13 protein-coding genes are annotated in these 16710 nt (G+C 48.5%); 10 read left to right on the forward strand and 3 right to left on the reverse strand.

Annotation, left to right across the window (positions count from 1 at the left end):
- Positions 1-122: 122 nt before the first annotated feature.
- The 7 genes from ACGHZ6_RS20795 (at position 123) to ACGHZ6_RS20825 (ending at position 7851) form a co-directional block, all read left to right on the forward strand.
- Positions 123-1589: a flavin-containing monooxygenase gene (locus ACGHZ6_RS20795; protein ID WP_390615964.1), complete on the forward strand. Its 1467-nt coding sequence runs from the start codon at positions 123-125 to the stop codon at positions 1587-1589.
- Positions 1590-1625: 36 nt separating this feature from the next.
- A complete protein-coding gene (locus tag ACGHZ6_RS20800) occupies positions 1626-2453 on the forward strand; it encodes an SDR family NAD(P)-dependent oxidoreductase (RefSeq protein ID WP_390615965.1) in 828 nt (275 codons plus the stop codon).
- Between the two features lie 45 nt (positions 2454-2498).
- Complete coding sequence (locus ACGHZ6_RS20805) at positions 2499-3272, forward strand: SDR family oxidoreductase (protein WP_390615966.1); 774 nt, start codon at positions 2499-2501, stop codon at positions 3270-3272.
- Positions 3273-3328: 56 nt separating this feature from the next.
- On the forward strand, positions 3329-5134 hold the full coding sequence (locus tag ACGHZ6_RS20810; protein ID WP_390615967.1) for an acyl-CoA dehydrogenase: 1806 nt from the start codon (positions 3329-3331) through the stop codon (positions 5132-5134).
- Positions 5135-5136: 2 nt separating this feature from the next.
- Positions 5137-5595, forward strand: a complete 459-nt coding sequence (locus ACGHZ6_RS20815) for a MaoC family dehydratase (protein ID WP_390615968.1) — start codon at positions 5137-5139, stop codon at positions 5593-5595.
- A 31-nt stretch (positions 5596-5626) separates the two neighbouring features.
- The gene (locus ACGHZ6_RS20820; protein ID WP_390615969.1) at positions 5627-6544 is read left to right on the forward strand and encodes an SDR family NAD(P)-dependent oxidoreductase; all 918 of its coding nucleotides are present in this window, start codon (positions 5627-5629) and stop codon (positions 6542-6544) included.
- Positions 6545-6669: 125 nt separating this feature from the next.
- Complete coding sequence (locus tag ACGHZ6_RS20825; protein WP_390615970.1) at positions 6670-7851, forward strand: acetyl-CoA C-acyltransferase; 1182 nt, start codon at positions 6670-6672, stop codon at positions 7849-7851.
- Positions 7852-7933: 82 nt separating this feature from the next.
- Here the strand turns inward: ACGHZ6_RS20825 and ACGHZ6_RS20830 are convergent, their stop codons facing one another.
- Entirely contained in the window at positions 7934-8854 is a 921-nt protein-coding gene (locus tag ACGHZ6_RS20830) for a LysR family transcriptional regulator (protein ID WP_390615971.1), read from the reverse strand.
- Positions 8855-9005: 151 nt separating this feature from the next.
- On the opposite strand from ACGHZ6_RS20830, the gene ACGHZ6_RS20835 reads away from it, so the two are divergent.
- The 3 genes from ACGHZ6_RS20835 (at position 9006) to ACGHZ6_RS20845 (ending at position 15126) form a co-directional block, all read left to right on the forward strand.
- Positions 9006-11405, forward strand: coding sequence for a TonB-dependent receptor (locus ACGHZ6_RS20835; RefSeq protein WP_390615972.1), 2400 nt, complete (start codon positions 9006-9008; stop codon positions 11403-11405).
- A 240-nt stretch (positions 11406-11645) separates the two neighbouring features.
- A complete protein-coding gene (locus ACGHZ6_RS20840) occupies positions 11646-12638 on the forward strand; it encodes a phytanoyl-CoA dioxygenase family protein (RefSeq protein WP_390615973.1) in 993 nt (330 codons plus the stop codon).
- A gap of 79 nt (positions 12639-12717) precedes the next feature.
- Entirely contained in the window at positions 12718-15126 is a 2409-nt protein-coding gene (locus ACGHZ6_RS20845) for a TonB-dependent receptor (RefSeq protein ID WP_390615974.1), read from the forward strand.
- Positions 15127-15282: 156 nt separating this feature from the next.
- Here ACGHZ6_RS20845 and ACGHZ6_RS20850 read toward each other — a convergent pair whose 3' ends face one another.
- Both ACGHZ6_RS20850 and ACGHZ6_RS20855 read right to left on the reverse strand, forming a co-directional pair.
- On the reverse strand, positions 15283-15654 hold the full coding sequence (locus tag ACGHZ6_RS20850; protein ID WP_390615976.1) for a DUF1330 domain-containing protein: 372 nt from the start codon (positions 15652-15654) through the stop codon (positions 15283-15285).
- A 29-nt stretch (positions 15655-15683) separates the two neighbouring features.
- Positions 15684-16670, reverse strand: coding sequence for a phytanoyl-CoA dioxygenase family protein (locus ACGHZ6_RS20855; RefSeq protein WP_390615977.1), 987 nt, complete (start codon positions 16668-16670; stop codon positions 15684-15686).
- Positions 16671-16710 lie beyond the last annotated feature (40 nt).

The following is a 16710-nucleotide window of genomic DNA, read 5'->3' on the forward strand; positions in this document are numbered from 1 at the left end:
TGCGCCATCTTGTCCTACTTTATCAAGACTCTGGCTTGATGTGCAATCGATCTTTACCCCGCCCTTCCCCTAAGATTTAACACAATCTGTACTTCACCATATCTATTTAGAGGAAGGCCATCATGAGTTCAGGTGAGCACTTCAATGTCATTTTAGTTGGCGCAGGCATATCCGGATTGGGTATCGCACACCATATTCAAGAACAATGCCCGGCAAAGGGCTTTGTTATTTTAGAAGAGAAAGACACCTTCGGTGGCACCTGGGATACCTTTAAATACCCCGGCATTCGCTCCGACAGTGATCTGTACACTTTCGGTTACCGCTTCAAGCCCTGGACCGGTGCGCCTGTTGCAGACGGCGAATATATTTTGTCGTATCTGGGTGATGTGATCGACGAAGATAAACTCGACGATAAAATTCGCTACAACCACAAGATTACTGGCGCCAACTGGTGCAGCCAAGCTAAGCGCTGGACCATAGATATTTTTCATAAAGACACTGGCGAAAATAGCCAATTGACCTGTGACTTCTTTATCTGGAGTGGCGGCTACTATGATCACAATCAAGGTTACACACCGAACTGGGCGGGTCTCTCCGATTTTAAGGGCGATGTTATTCATCCGCAATTCTGGTCTGAAGACACAGATTTAAGCGGTAAACAAGTTATCGTCATTGGCTCGGGCGCCACAGCTGCAACCGTTATTCCCAACATTGCCGATGACTGCGAGCATGTCACTATGCTGCAGCGCTCGCCTACCTATTTCTGGACAGGCGAGAATAAAAACGAACTGGCCGACCGCTTACGCTTATTAGAAGTGCCCGATAACTGCGTTCACGAAATTGTGCGCCGTGATCTGTTGCAAACACAAAAAGAAATCCAGCATGCTTCTGCTCAATATCCGGAATATATGAAGCAGGAGTTTCTAAAAGGGGTACGAGAGCACGTCGGTGACGAAATTACCAAACAACACTTCACGCCCAGCTATAAGCCTTGGCAGCAACGTGTAGCCTATGTACCTGATTGTGACCTGTTTAATGCCATCAATGATGGCAAGGTAAGCGTTGTGACGAATCATATCGAGCGCTTCACCGAAAACGGTATTCAACTGCAATCCGGTGAAATACTCGAAGCCGATGTTGTTATTACCGCCACCGGCTTCAATGCCATACCAATTGGTGGTATTCCCTATACTGTTGATGGCAAAACCCTTAACCCAGCCGATGCCTTTACTTATCGCGGCATTATGATTTCGGGCTTCCCGAACTTTGCCATGATGTTTGGTTACCTGCGCACCAGCTGGACTATGCGAGTTGATCTGGTAGCCGATTATATCTGCCGCCTGCTAAACCATATGGATCAACAACAACACAAAGTTGTTACACCTACCCTGCGTCCACAGGATGCTGACATGAACAGAAATAGCTGGATTGATGAAGACGAATTCAATCCAGGCTATTTCCAGCGCAGCGGCCACCTGTCACCCAGCAGCGGTGATTACGAGCCCTGGCGCTTCTCCCCGGATTATTACGAAGAAAAAGATCAAATGCCGTTATTTGATCTTAATGAAGACGCTTTGCAATACCAATAGACATTACAGCAGAGCGTTTAGAAGAGAGACAAGATTATGAATATCACCAACAAAACCATCATCGTTACCGGTGGTGCCTCAGGTATTGGTCGCGAACTGACCATTGAAGCGATGCGTCGCGGCGCATCCGTGGCCATCGCCGACCTCAACATTGAAGGCGTGCTCGCCACCAAGGAGCTCGCCGAAGCTGTTGCAACAGCAGGTGCGACCTGTTCCGCCCACCAACTCGATGTTAGTAACCTGGAGCAATGGCAATCTTTTCGTGATGCAGTCTTGACAGAATATGGCCATATAGACGGCATCATTAACAATGCCGGAATTACCTTTGCCGGCACGGCTGAAGCAACCGACTACCGCCAATACGAAAAAGTTATGTCCATTAACTTTATGGGCATGGTTTATGGCAGCAAAGAACTATTACCGCACTTACACCAAAGACCAGAAGCGTTTATTGCCAATGTGTCCAGTGTTTGCGGTTTGTTCGCCATGAAAAAGCAATCTGCTTACTGTGCGTCCAAATTTGCTATTCGCGGCTTTACTGAATCCCTGGCACAAGAATTAATAGGCTCGCCTATTCTGGTGTCCTCTATTCATCCAGGTCATATCGGTACCGACATTGTCATCAATGCACGCAACTCCGGAAACATGGCCGGTGACTTACCATCAGAAGCAGAGCAAGAAGCTATCGCCAAGTACTTTAAAGACTATGGTTTGTCGCCAGCCAAAGCCGCAGAAATTATTTTAGACGGACTGAAAAATAATCAACGCAAGATTCTGGTCGGCAAAGATGCCATACGTGGTGACCGTCTCAGCAGATTAATGCCTCAAACCTACGCCAACAAAATTAACAAACTGGTCCCGTAAATTCGGTAATACAGATAGCCATACATACCAAGAGAGATAAATACAATGAATGATTTATTTTCAGTTAAAGGCAAGGTTGCCGTAGTTACCGGTGGATCCCGTGGTATCGGTGCCATGATTGCGCGCGGTTTTGTTGCCAACGGCGTAAAAACCTATATCACCGCCCGTAAAGTCGAAGAGTTGCAGGCAACTGCCGAGGCGCTATCCGAGTTTGGCGAGTGCATTGCCATTGCATCTGATTTATCGACTCTGGAAGGCATCAAAGCCTTTGTTGCTGAACTTAAAGAAAAAGAATCCAAACTGCACATTCTGGTCAATAATGCAGGCGCAACCTGGGGCGAGCATATTGATGAATTCCCGGAATCAGGCTGGGACAAGGTTATGGACCTGAATGCCAAATCGCCGTTCTTCCTGATCCAGCAATGTTTACCGCTTATGCGTGAAGCTGGCACGCCTGAAGATCCTTCTCGCGTGATAAACATCTCATCGATCAATGCATATGCCAATCCAGGCATGGACAATTACTCTTACTCTGCAAGTAAAGCGGCCATTGCACACTTAACCCGTCACTTGGCAGCTGATTTGGTGGGCGACAATATCAATGTCAATGGCATTGCCCCTGGTCTATTTCCCAGCAAGATGACCGCCTTCATCATTAATGAGCACGAAGAAGCCTCCACCGCAAACATTCCCCGCGGACGTGTCGGCAACGCTTCTGATGCAGCGGGCACGGCTATTTATCTATGCGCCAAAGCGTCGGCGTGGGTTACTGGCCACACTGTCATCCTCGATGGCGGGGTCGTGGCTAACGCAGGTTAACTGTTAATACAAAAACAACGATTGATAACTAAATTTTCCAAGCACGAGGTGACATTATGCCTGCTCCATTACTGAACGATCGCGATATCGAATTCTTGCTCTATGAGCTGTTCGATGTCGAGTCAATGACTAGCCGCCCACGCTATGCCGATCACAGCCGTGAAACGTTTGACGCCTCATTGCAAACGGCCAAAACCGTAGCTGAAAAAGTTTTCCTGCCGTTCCGTCAAAAAGCCGATAACAATCAGCCAACGTTTGATGGCAAAAAAGTGCACATGATCCCTGAGATCAAACCAGCCATTGACGCCGTAATTGAAGCGGGCCTGGCCTGCTCTTCTGCGGACTATGACCGCGGTGGTATGCAACTGCCTGCGATTGTATCCAGTGCCGCCGGTGCTTACTTGAGCGCCGCCGGTGGTGTTGCGCTGGGTTATACCGGTTTGACCAACGCCAACGCCAACCTGATCGAAGCCCACGGTACCCCAGAGCAAATTGAAAAGTGGGTACTGCCCATGCGTGAAGGCCGCTTTGCCGGCACCATGGCGATGACAGAACCCTCTGCCGGTTCTGGCCTAGCTGATCTCACTACCACCGCCGTTAAAGACGACGACGGTAATTACCGTATTACCGGTAACAAAATCTTTATCTCCGGTGGTGACCACGAGCTGAACGAAAATATCGTTCACCTGGTACTGGCACGCGTAAAAGGCGCACCGAAAGGCGTGAAAGGTATTTCACTGTTTATCGTGCCCAAGTTCCTGGTCAGCGAAGACGGCTCTCTGGGCGAGCGCAACGAAGTTGCTCTGGCTGGCCTGTTCCACAAAATGGGTGGTCGTGCACAAACCTCTACCGCGCTGAACTTCGGTGAACAAGACGGCGCTATCGGTTATCTGGTCGGTGAAGAAAACAAAGGCCTGGCTTACATGTTCCATATGATGAACGAAGCCCGTGTGATGGTAGGTTCTGCCGCAGCCTTTACCGCAACTGCCGGTTATCAGTACTCACTGGACTATGCCAAAGAGCGTCCGCAAGGTCGCCTGCTGTCAGAAAAAGATCCTAACTCTCCACCGGTTAACATTATTGAGCACCCGGATGTACGCCGTATGCTGCTGACGCAAAAAGCCTACGCCGAAGGTGCCTTTGCCCTGTGTATGTACGGCAGCCAATTGACCGATGATGAACATACCGCAGAAACCGAAGAAGCGCGTAAAGCTGCGCATACCCTGCTGGACTTCTTAACGCCGATTATTAAATCCTGGCCTTCCGAGTATGGCCCGAAAGCCAACTACCTGGCGATTCAGGTGTTGGGCGGTCACGGTTATATCAATGAACACCCCGTGGAAATGTTCTACCGTGATAACCGTTTGAATCCTATTCACGAAGGCACCACTGGTGTGCAATCCCACGACCTTCTGGGCCGTAAAGTACCGATGAATAACTTCGCCGGTTACAACGCCTGTATCCGTGAAATGGAAAAAACCATTGAGATTGCCAAGCAGTCTTCAGAGCTGAGTGGTTACGCCTCTGAGCTGGCCGATGCCATCGGTACCCTGAAGAAAACCACCGATACTGTATTGGCTGCTACCCAGTCGATGAATATTGATGCGGCCTTCTCCAACTCTGTGAAATATCTGGATATGTTTGGCCATGTGGTCATCGCCTGGATGTGGTTGAAGCAAGGGATTGTGGCTGACAACGCGCTGGAAAATCAGCCTCATGAAGCCGACGTTCAGTTCTATAAAGGTAAACTACAAGCCCTGCAGTATTTCTTCCGTATTGAACTGCCGGAGATTTATCACTGGTCGAAGATTATTTCCGAGCTGGATACCACCAACTACGATATGCAAGCGGAGTGGTTCTAATTATGAAAATTGTAAAACGCGACGACGTCGCCAACAGTATCGGCGAACAACTGGAAACCACCGATTGGTTTACCGTAACCCAGGAACAAATTAATCAGTTTGCCGACTGCACCCTGGATCATCAATTTATTCACGTTGATCCAGAAAAAGCCAAAGAAACACCGTTTGGCTCCACCATTGCCCATGGCTTTTTAAGCTTGTCCATGCTGTCACATTTCGCTGAAACCTTCAGCGTGATTGTTGACGGTTGTTATATGGGCGTTAACTACGGTTTCGACAAGGTGCGTTTCATTGCACCGGTAAAAGTTGATAGCCGTATCCGCTGCCACGCCAAATTGATTGCTGCTGTCGAGAAAAACCCTGGCCAGTTTATGCTGACCACCGAGGTGGAGATCGAAATTGAAGGCGGTGATAAACCTGCGTTGAAAGCTGAGTGGATCAGCATGCAGATGGTTAAGTAACTCTACTATTCACGTAAATGCGAGAAACATTATGACTATTTCATTTGAAGGCCAGGTGGCCATCGTAACTGGCGCAGGTAACGGCCTGGGTCGCGCTCACGCACTGGAACTCGCCAAACGCGGCGCTAAAGTTGTTATTAATGACCTGGGTGGTGCACGCGACGGTAGCGGCGCTTCTTCAGAAGCCGCTCAGGAAGTGGTTCGTCTGATTGAAGAAGCTGGCGGTGAAGCTTTTGCTCACGGCGCCAACGTTGCCAAGTTCGATGAAGTGCAAGACATGGTGCAACAAACCATGGAGAAGTGGGGCCGTGTTGATATTCTGATTAACAATGCCGGTATCCTGCGCGACAAATCTTTCGCCAAAATGGACCTGGCTGACTTCCAGCTGGTGATGGACGTACACCTGATGGGTTCCGTGAACTGTACCAAAGCAGTATGGGACATCATGCGTGAGCAGAACTACGGTCGTATTGTAATGACGACCTCTTCCAGCGGTATGTACGGTAACTTCGGCCAGTCCAACTACGGTGCAGCCAAAATGGCGGTACTGGGCTTTATGAACACGCTGGTACTGGAAGGGGCGAAAAACGATATTCGCGTTAACGCCCTGTCTCCGACAGCAGGCACCCGCATGACCGAAGATCTGATTCCACCAGAAATCTACGAGCTGATGACCGCCGAATCGGTAACCGCCGGTGCATTAACTCTGTGCCACAAAGATGCACCTAACCGCTTTATCCTGTGCGCCGGTGCCGGTGGTTACGCCAGCACTCGACTGTTCGAAACCGACGGCATCTTCCTGCCAGAAGCACAACAAAGTGCCGATGAAGTGAAAGCCAACTGGGATGCGATCTGTGATCTTAGCAATCAGGCCGATCTGAAAAATGGCGGTGAGCAGACCGAGAAGTTCCTGACTAAAGCCATGACCTACATTCAGTCGCAGAAGTAATTTTCCATTTTCGCTTGTGACGCCCGGCTACTACCTTGTCTCTCTCCAGCCTGTAATCGCTGCTTGGTAGTCGGGCCTTTTTTATTCAACGCGTGAAAGCGCAATTTTGCCCTTAAGGATTTCCTATGAAAGAAGCAGTTATTGTTTCGGCGGCTCGTACCCCAATCGGTAAAGCCTACCGTGGTGCCTTCAACAACCTCGAAGCACCTTCCCTGTCATCTGTTGCCGTTAAAGCCGCTGTAGAACGTGCTGGTGTAGATCCCGCCGAAATCGACGACTGTATTTTCGGTGCATCCATCCAGCAGGGCACACAGTTTGCCAACCTGGGGCGTCAAGTGGCCCTGGCTTCCGGTCTGCCTGCCAGTGTTTCCGGTATGACTATCGATCGTCAGTGCTCTTCCGGCCTGATGACCATCGCGACTGGCGCCAAACAAATTATGGTAGACGGTGCGCCGATTCTGGTTGCCGGCGGCTGTGAATCTATCAGCCTGGTGCAGAACGAACATATGAACGTTCACCGCGTGGCTGACCCTCTAGCCCTGGCCAACTCACCTAACATCCATATGCCAATGCTGGACACCGCCGAGGTGGTTGCCAAGCGTTACAACATTTCCCGTGAAGCTCAGGACGAATACTCCCTGGTATCCCAGCAACGTACTGCGGCTGCACAGGAAGCTGGCAAGTTTGACGATGAAATCGTTCCAGTAACTGCCAACAAGCTGGTGATGAATAAAGAAACCGGCGAGACCAGCGAAGAGCAAGTCACTCTGACCAAAGACGAAGGCAACCGTCCATCGACTACGCTGGAAGGTTTGGCAGGTTTGAATGCTGTGCGCGAAGGGGGTTGCATTACCGGTGGTAACGCTTCTCAGCTGTCCGACGGCGCTGCTGCTGTTGTGATGATGGACAGCAAACTGGCCGAGCAACGTAACCTGGAGCCACTGGGTGTGTACCGCGGTATGGCTGTTGCCGGTTGTGAACCTGATGAAATGGGTATTGGCCCTGTTTTCGCCATCCCCAAACTGCTGCAGCGTACCGGCCTGAAAATTGATGATATCGGTTTGTGGGAGCTGAACGAAGCTTTTGCTTGTCAGGCAATTTACTGCCGTGACCAACTGGGTATCGATCCAGAGAAATACAACGTGAATGGTGGTGCGATTTCCATTGGCCATCCATACGGCATGAGTGGTGCCCGTATGGTGATGCACGCCCTGTTTGAAGCAAAACGTCGCGGCGAAAAATACGTGGTGATTACCATGTGCGTCGGTGGCGGTATGGGTGCTGCCGGATTGTTTGAAGTTCTGTAATTAACTCAACAATCGATTGCCGCCCTGTTGTGGGTACAGGGCGGCTTATTCACTATTGCAATAACCATTTTTAGAACAGCACCTAGTATGGCTGAGGGATATTTATCATCTCTCTTAAGAATGGTAATAAACTCTTGGCCAAAGGATTTACGGCTCGCGTTTTCGAATAGGCCAGGCATAAATTACGATTGGCAAGAGGCAATCCCACGTTCATGACATTGAACTGGTTGGATAATTCAACCAGCGCACTCGGTGTTGTTACGGTGGGGAAATAGGCATCGGTTTTTCGCAACAATGAAAAGATCAGGTTAATATCATCTGTTACATAGGTTGCCTTTAGCGGCGGCAGAGAGAGCTTTTCATTGAGAGCAGCCATATCCTGGTGCATCCAATCGGTACTGGCCGGCAAAATAGCCGGATACTTCATAACCTCAATTTCTGGAATGCCCTCTTGGTGTTCAACAGGGTGCCCTTTGCGCGTAAGGTAGGCAAATTGTAACTCGGTGATATTCTCTACCACTATATCGGGCCAGTGGCTCATATAATAAGTTGTACTAAGCACCACATCGACTTCGCCCGTTGCCAAACGAGGCACCACCTCTTGTGGCCGTCCCACCGAGGTAACGATATCAATCTCTAAATGCTCTGCAGCAAAATCTGCGATTGAAGGCGCCGCCAGGGTAAGATATACGCCTGGAGCAATCCCTATGCGCAATTTCTTGCGCGCATTTTCTGTACCCGAGCGAAAGTCTTTACTTAATGCATCCAAATCATTAATCAAAATCCGCGCTCGATTAACAAACTTCTCACCCTCTTCCGTTAACACCATACCGCGCGGCAAGCGCTGAAATATTTGTATACCAAGCTCTTCCTCCACCTCGGCAATACTGCGGGTTAACGCCGGTTGCGAGATCGACAATGCCTTGGCGGCCGCCGTGATCGAATGGGCCTGGGCTATACTTACGACGTATCTAAGTTTGCGAAAATCCAATCTTTCTGCCATAACTTGAACTCATATCTCACCCCTAAAAGGTATTAGACATTATGGCACAGCTTCTCCACCATGGATATTCATAATAATGATTTGAAACCTAACTTAACCAGGATATGACGCCTGGTCTTTTCTAAATCGGAGAAGAAGAGAGTAAGCACACATGATGAAATTAAATAAACACTTCCCTGCGACTCTGGCGCTTGCCAGTGCCGTCAGCCTGGCCACCGCAGAAATGGCCGTAGCCCAAGAAAGCACCGAGAGTGCAGATGACTTTCTGGCGATTGAAGAAATCATTGTAACCGCCCAACGTCGCTCCCAGAGTATTCAGGATGTTGCCAACTCGGTAGAAGCGATGATGGGTACTGACCTGGACGAACTCAATAAAGTTGGCCTGGAAGACTATATCAGTTCTATCGGTGGAACTGGTTTTACACGTAGCGGCAGCGGATCCGTCAAGATCGGTATGCGTGGAATCAGCCCAATTGGACAAGATGATTACGCTTTTGCCAGAACCGTATCGACGGTTGGTATGTACTTAGACGATGTTGCTGTTCAAGGTGCAGGTTCTCTGCCTGATATGAATCTTTATGACATGCAACGCGTTGAAGTACTAAAAGGCCCTCAGGGTACACTGTATGGTGATGGTGCCATGGGTGGCGCGATCAAAATGATCTTAAATAAACCCGATCTACAAGATTTTGAAGCTAAAGCAGAAGTTACTGCAATCAATACCAAAAATTCTGATATAGGGTATCGGGTTCGTGGTGCTATCAACCTCCCATTAATCGAAGACAAGCTTGCCCTCCGCGTTGTCGGTAGCTCAGAAGAGAAAAAGGGCTGGATCGATAACATTGCAACAGGTGAAGATGGCGTTAACGACACAGACAGCTGGTCTCTGCGTGCCTCCATGTTAGGACAAGTTACAGATGAATTATCTGTAGAGTTGTTGGTAATGCATGACCAACAAGAAAACGACGGTTATGCAAATGAAGTCATTGGACTTGGAGACCTTGAAACCAACTTACTGGAAGACGAGTACAATGATGTTGAAGTGGATTTATATGCTTTAACATTAAAGTACGATCTTGGCTTTGCAGAGTTAACCTCCATTACATCTCTGTTTGAAAAAGAGCGCACTCTTAACTCCCGCGTATCTTTCTCTCTGGATGAATTCTTTATTCCTGCGATGGCAGCACCAGCTTCGATTTTAAATCCCCTAGGACTTAATCTTGGTTTTGCTGGTTTACCACTTGGCTTTGCAGATAACTCTAGCCTTGCGGTGTCTGACAAGGAAGAAACTATCTCACAGGAACTGCGACTGGTATCGACCGGTGACAACACCCTTGATTGGACTGTTGGGCTTTTCTACCGTGATCGCAAACGTGATATCTGTACAACCTATGACAGCCCAGCAATAGATGATTACAACCAATATTTGGTGAATACTGGCGGCTCTCTCATTACAGGCCTATTCCCTGCTACCACATTTGACTGTGAGGTAAAACCAGAATCCGGCCTTGACTCTGTTAACCGTACAGCTAAAGAGACCTTTGAACAGAAAGCGGCATACGGTGAGATTAACTATGAAATTACAGAGGCGATCGAGCTAACGGCAGGTTTCCGTTACTTCGAGGAAGAGGTTACTTTTGAAGATACATCTGTAGCCTACGGCCCATTGGTTTTCTTTGGTTTTGCAAATCCAGCAAGTAGTAACTCAACGAAAGAAGATGATGTACTGTTTAAACTGGGTTTAAGCTGGGCGGCAACGGATGACCAACTATACTATTTCAACATAGCTGAAGGCTTCCGCTCCGGAGGCTCTAACCTAAACGCTTCCGACACGTTAGAAGCCGATCGATTCCGTACTTATGAATCCGATAGCCTAATAAACTATGAGCTTGGAGCAAAAACCTCCTGGTATGATGGCCGTTTAACACTAAATGGTGCACTATACTTCTCCGATTGGAGCGATATTCAATCAGCTATTGTTGTGCCTACAGCCATTCCTGGGGTTAGAACAACTGTATTGACACCGGGCGGTGACGCAGAAGTTAAAGGGATAGAGCTAGCGGCTACCTATCTGGCAACAGAAAATCTATCAACTGGATTTTCTTTCGCTTATCAGGAAGCAGAGTTTACTGACACTGTTGCAGATTCCAATATTGTAGACGGGTCTGAACTACCCAATGCACCAGAGTTTACTGCGTCTCTATTTGCGCAATACACTCATGAGCTGGAATTTGGTGAATTGTTCACTCGCGTTGAATACCGCTATGTGGATGAACAACGCTCTGTTGTGGAGCCAGTGCCTGGAAGCGTTCAATACCTTCCGTATAACGATGAGGAAACTGTACTTCCAAGCTACGAGACAACCAACTTGACCGTAGGCTTGCGCACTGACGCCTGGTATATCACAGCCTATGCCCACAATCTGTTTGATGAGCGTTATGAGACTTCTTACGGATACACTCAGTCATTTATTGCAGAGGGCTCTAACCCCACGTTGAGATCTGTGGGAACCCCAAGAACCATGGGTATCACAGTAGGAACCTTCTTCTAAATTTATCTCTCCCTGTTATCTCTCCAGATAACTGCTTCAAAGGCCAGCCTGTCTCAGGCTGGCCTTTTTTTATTTCGCCTTTTTATCCTCTCCCCCCATCCGGAAATGACTAATAATCCGAAGCTCATCACCTACAGCTCCCCCAAGCCTCAGTTTACAGTTGTGTAACACACCCCAAATCCCTCTTTAGGTTTTACTTCAGGGTGTGGCTCTTTCGGTAGTCAATTGAGGAGAATAATAATGCAAGACAATCAGGAATCCCCGGACGCAGAGCAAGGTGATATTTTCGGCTCCAACCGCGTCGGCTATGCCTCAGGGCCTTTTATCGAAGAAAAACATAGAGTTACCGGTCTGTACGAAGAGCTCAAAACGTTGGAGCTTGAAAAACATATCGCAGATCTTTCCATGTATGGCTATACCATCGTGCCGCCGGAAAAGATTATGCCTGCCGGCTATATTACCGAGCTGCGTGACGCCGTGCTGAAAGTCTCCGAAAAACGCTCAGGTGTCACACCGGATCAGGAAACCGGTAAGACCCACGTCGGCAGTCAGCACCCGCTGGGACAGTTTATGCGCAAAGTGCTGTTTGAAGATCCTGTCTTCGAGCCCCTCATTACCCACCCAATCATTTTAGGCCTGGTTTCTTACCTAACAGGTTACAACACTCTGCTATCACTCAGCGACGCCATGGTAAAAGGCCCCGGTGGCGCCATGCTGCCGATTCATAATGACAATGGCGATAAGACCACGGCGGTTTATCCCGACAAACCGCAATCGGCAACCGTTAACCTGTTACTGTCCGATTACGAAGAAGGCTGTGGTTCTATCGCCTTCCTGCCTGGCAGCCACAATTTTCGACGTGAACCTACACCGGCTGAATTACAAGATGCCATTCCGGAAATGGCTCCAGTCTATGCACCTGCGGGCTCTGCCATTATCTGGAACTCCAATACCTGGCATATGGCCTTACCTCGGGAAAATCCGGGTTTGCGAGTCACGCTTTTATATCTCTTCTGTCGCGGCCATTTACAAACTCAGTCCTCATTTAGAGACAGCGTCACCGACGACATATTGGCCAGAAACCCACCACGGTTCGCACAGTTGATGCACAAATACGGCGTACTTCCCTTTGGCAAGGAAGATATTGATGTGGAAAAAGCCAAAGCGGGTAGCAAGCGATATAGCCTGTTCGATTGCCATCCGCTGTGGAAAGACTTTTATCAACTGGAATAAAGCGTCGTATGCCTCAAAGATAGCCAAATTTACATAATAACAATAGACACCAAAGCATAACCCTATGCGGGAGAAAGTTATGATAAAAACTAAAAAAGACTTTTTAGCCTCATTGATTGGAGCAATAACCGTCGCCAGTGCGAATACTGTTATTGCCCAGGATACTAACAATGGCTCGGATGAATTTCTGGCCATTGAAGAAATCATCGTCACCGCCCAGCGCCGCTCGCAGAGTATTCAGGATGTCGCCAACTCCGTAGAAGCCATGACCGGGGCCGATCTGGATGCACTCAGCAAAGTCGGCCTGGAGGATTACATCAGTTCCATTGGCGGCACCGGTTTTAGCAACACCGGCAGTGGTTCGGTAAAAATTGGTATGCGTGGCATTAGCCCGGTTGGCCAAACCGACCAATATGCCTTTGCCCAAACCGTATCAACCGTTGGTATGTACTTGGATGATGTCGCGATTCAAGGTGCAGGCACCCTTCCCGATCTCAATTTATATGATATGCAGCGCATCGAGGTGCTGAAAGGTCCCCAAGGTACACTCTATGGCGATGGCGCTATGGGTGGTGCCATCAAAATGATCCTCAATAAACCCGATCTTTATAATTTTGAAGCTAAAGGTGAAGTTTCCGCGATTAATACCAAAAACGCTGATGTAGGTCACCGTATTCGAGGCGCCGTTAATATCCCATTGATTGAAGAAAAACTCGCCATGCGCATCGTCGCCAGCACCGATGAGAAAAAGGGCTGGATCGATAATATTGCCACGGGTGAAGACGGTGTTAATGATGTCGAAAGCTGGTCGTTGCGAGCGACTACCTTGGCACAATTTACCGAAGACTTTTCAGCTGAATTAATGGTTATGCACGATGAAAGGGATACCAAAGGTTTTGCCCAGGAATTGACATCTCTCGGAGATTTGGAAACCAATCTTCTGGAAGATGAATTCGATGATGTCGAAGTTGACCTTTATGCTCTGACATTAAAGTACGATCTCGGTTTTGCAGAGCTGACATCCATTACGTCACAGTTCAAGAAAGAGCGTCAGGCGCGGGTACGCACACCTTTCTCACTCGACGAACTGCTTATCCCTATCTTTTATGCCGGTACCGCACCTGCTTTTGGGTTCTCTACCAATACATCTGAAACATTGGGTTCAACTGACGAAGAAGATACCATCTCGCAGGAGATACGTTTGGTCTCCAATGGTGATAACACACTGGACTGGACGCTAGGACTGTTCTACCGCGATCGCCAACGTGATGTTTGCGCTGCCTACGACAACTCTGCGTTTGAAGACTTTAACGCCGTGCTGGGTACCGGTAGCCCCTATGACAATTTTATCGCCTTTATCCCTGGCTTTGGTTTAACGCCTGTTGGCGCAGTTGATCCTTTCCCTGAAACGACTTTCGACTGTAACGTAAAACCGCAGTCAGGCTATGACTCTTCAACCCGCATAGCGGAAGAATCCTTTGAACAGATCGCTGCCTACGGTGAAATCAACTGGGAGCTCAATGACAAGGTTGAAGTCACTCTGGGTTTACGCTATTTCGAAGAAGAGGTTACCTTTGAGGACTCCGCGCCTGGATACGGTTTATTGAGTGCACTCTCTGTACCCACTAGCGAAAACACCACCAAAGAAGATGACGTCTTATTTAAAGTTGGTATCAGCTGGGCGGCAACGGATGATCAGCTTTATTACTTTAATATTGCTGAAGGGTTCCGTTCTGGCGGCTCCAACCTAAGTGCATCCAGCACCCTGGAGCCGCAACGTTTCCGTTCCTATGATTCAGACAGCTTGATTAACTATGAATTGGGAGCAAAAACCACCTGGTACGATGGCCGCCTCACCCTGAACGGCGCACTCTATTATTCAGATTGGAGTGATATTCAAGCCCAGGTGTTTGTACCTTCCACAACCGGTAATGAAATTGGTATCTTGACACCGGGTGGCGATGCTGAAGTGATGGGTATTGAGCTGGCCGCAACTTATCTGGTTAATGAGAATTTGACCACAGGTATGTCCTTTACCTATCAGGAAGCTGAATTCACGGATCCGTTAGCCGATTCAAATATTCAGGAAAATTCAGACCTGCCAAATGCCCCCAACCTGACGACATCTATTTTTGCCCAGTACAACCACCAATTTGATGTCGGTGAATTATTCACACGACTCGAGTATCGTTATGTGGACAAACAGCGCACCCGCATAGACCCACTGGACGAAACACCTACAGCACCATCAACGGTGGCCTATAACGATGAGTCAACTATATTGCCAAGCTATCAGGTGACCAACCTGACCGTCGGCTTTAGAACCGACAGCTGGTATATCACCGCCTATGCACACAACCTGTTTGATGAACGTTATGCAACCGCCTACGGCCATTCGGAATCGTTTATGACAGCAGGTGATAACCCTACCCTTACCGCCGTTGGTTCGCCCAGAACCATGGGATTAACCGTAGGGACATCTTTCTAACTGTTACTCTTCCGGGTAACATTTTTGTTGGCCAGCCCTTATCGGGCTGGCCTTTTTTGTGTTTATTAAAATAGGTGAGCAGACAGGCAAGTATAAGGAGGAAGAGAGGAATACTTGATGCCCTATATACAGAGCATCAAGTTTTTTACCGCTTAGTTATTCAACTAATTCGGCTGCGGCTTTAGCACGCGCTTCAAGATCTGCCTGCGACAGGCCATCTACCGCCGCCAAAAAATTAATTTTAAACGAATCTTTGCGGAAAGGAATCGCACTTTGATACTGCTCAGAGTGGTAAAATTCTTTAAGCGCATCCATAGAAGGGAACTGCTCAATGGCCACAAAACCCACCCCTTCAGGCAATTCACCTTCCAGTACCTCAACCTGATTACCCACTTCCCCAATCGCAATTGGCATCAGTCCGGTTTGCATGGCAATCGGCGCAGAACGCTTTACATATTCAGGATCCATCGGGGCGCCCGTTGTTTCTCCACACACAAGTAGAAATGCGGGTTGATTATTTTTACTCATAGTTGTCTCCTATTGATCGTATTGTCCTGTTAATCGAAAAGCCCGGTAGGCTGGTTAGCCAAATTGGTATAATCCGGGCCCTCTTCGCGCCAGCCCGTAAATCTGTTCTCACCCAATAGCTGGGCAAAACGTGGTTGATCGGCATAATGCTCAAAGACTTCTGGATAGCGGTCATCACCTCGAAGTTCCTGGGTCGCGATATGGGGACGGCAAAAATAGGCGGCAAGATTGATACGTGTTCCTGGCTTTTCCCGTCGCCAACCGCCGTGCCAGGTATTGCCATGGAAAATAACGGCATCGCCTGGATTAATGTTCATCGTTACTGAACCCGCAGGCTCCTGCCATTTAAGCGAATCTATGGTTTTGGGATCCGGGTTTTGCGCCGCCATTTCCATAAAGGTTTGATGACCGTGCATCCAGCTTTCATGAGGAGTTGGCTGACGGTTTTTACGATGACTGCCCGGGGTTATTACCAGCGCCCCCTCTTCGCGACTGTATGGCGTTAAGGCATAGTTACAGTTGGCTACGGTAGCCACTTCGGTCAAACCAACAGGCGATGCATCAACATGCATGGGCAAGGGAATACCACCTGGTCCACGGAAATGGCTCCCCATCGAAGATAACAGGCAACTTTCACCCAGTAGATAGGTAATCAACGCCAAGGGTTTCGGCTCCAACAGAATTTCAGGAAATACAGGATCATCAAAAATCAGATAATTCTGATAATCCATACCGTTGTAATCTTCAGCCGTCGCCTTATTCGGATCGACAGCACGCCCGGTTTGTTTTTCTACGCGTCGTAAAATAGCAGCCTTGGCACGCTCAACCTTCTCGGCAGACAATACGCCTGGAATAACGGTATAACCGAGAGTGGTTAATTCACGTAGATTCTCATTGAGCCCCAAGGCATCAATATTTGCCAGAATTCGCTCGCGAGCCATATCATCTTTTGACAATAGGCGCTCCGGGCTTGGATGAGCCGTTTCTGCAACCGGTTCAGCTAATGCATCACTCATTTACTCTTCTCCTAAGTCGTTCTTTGACCAATCATTTTTT

Origin of the sequence: Maricurvus nonylphenolicus (assembly GCF_042854845.1) — a bacterium.
GTDB lineage: Bacteria > Pseudomonadota > Gammaproteobacteria > Pseudomonadales > Cellvibrionaceae > Maricurvus > Maricurvus nonylphenolicus.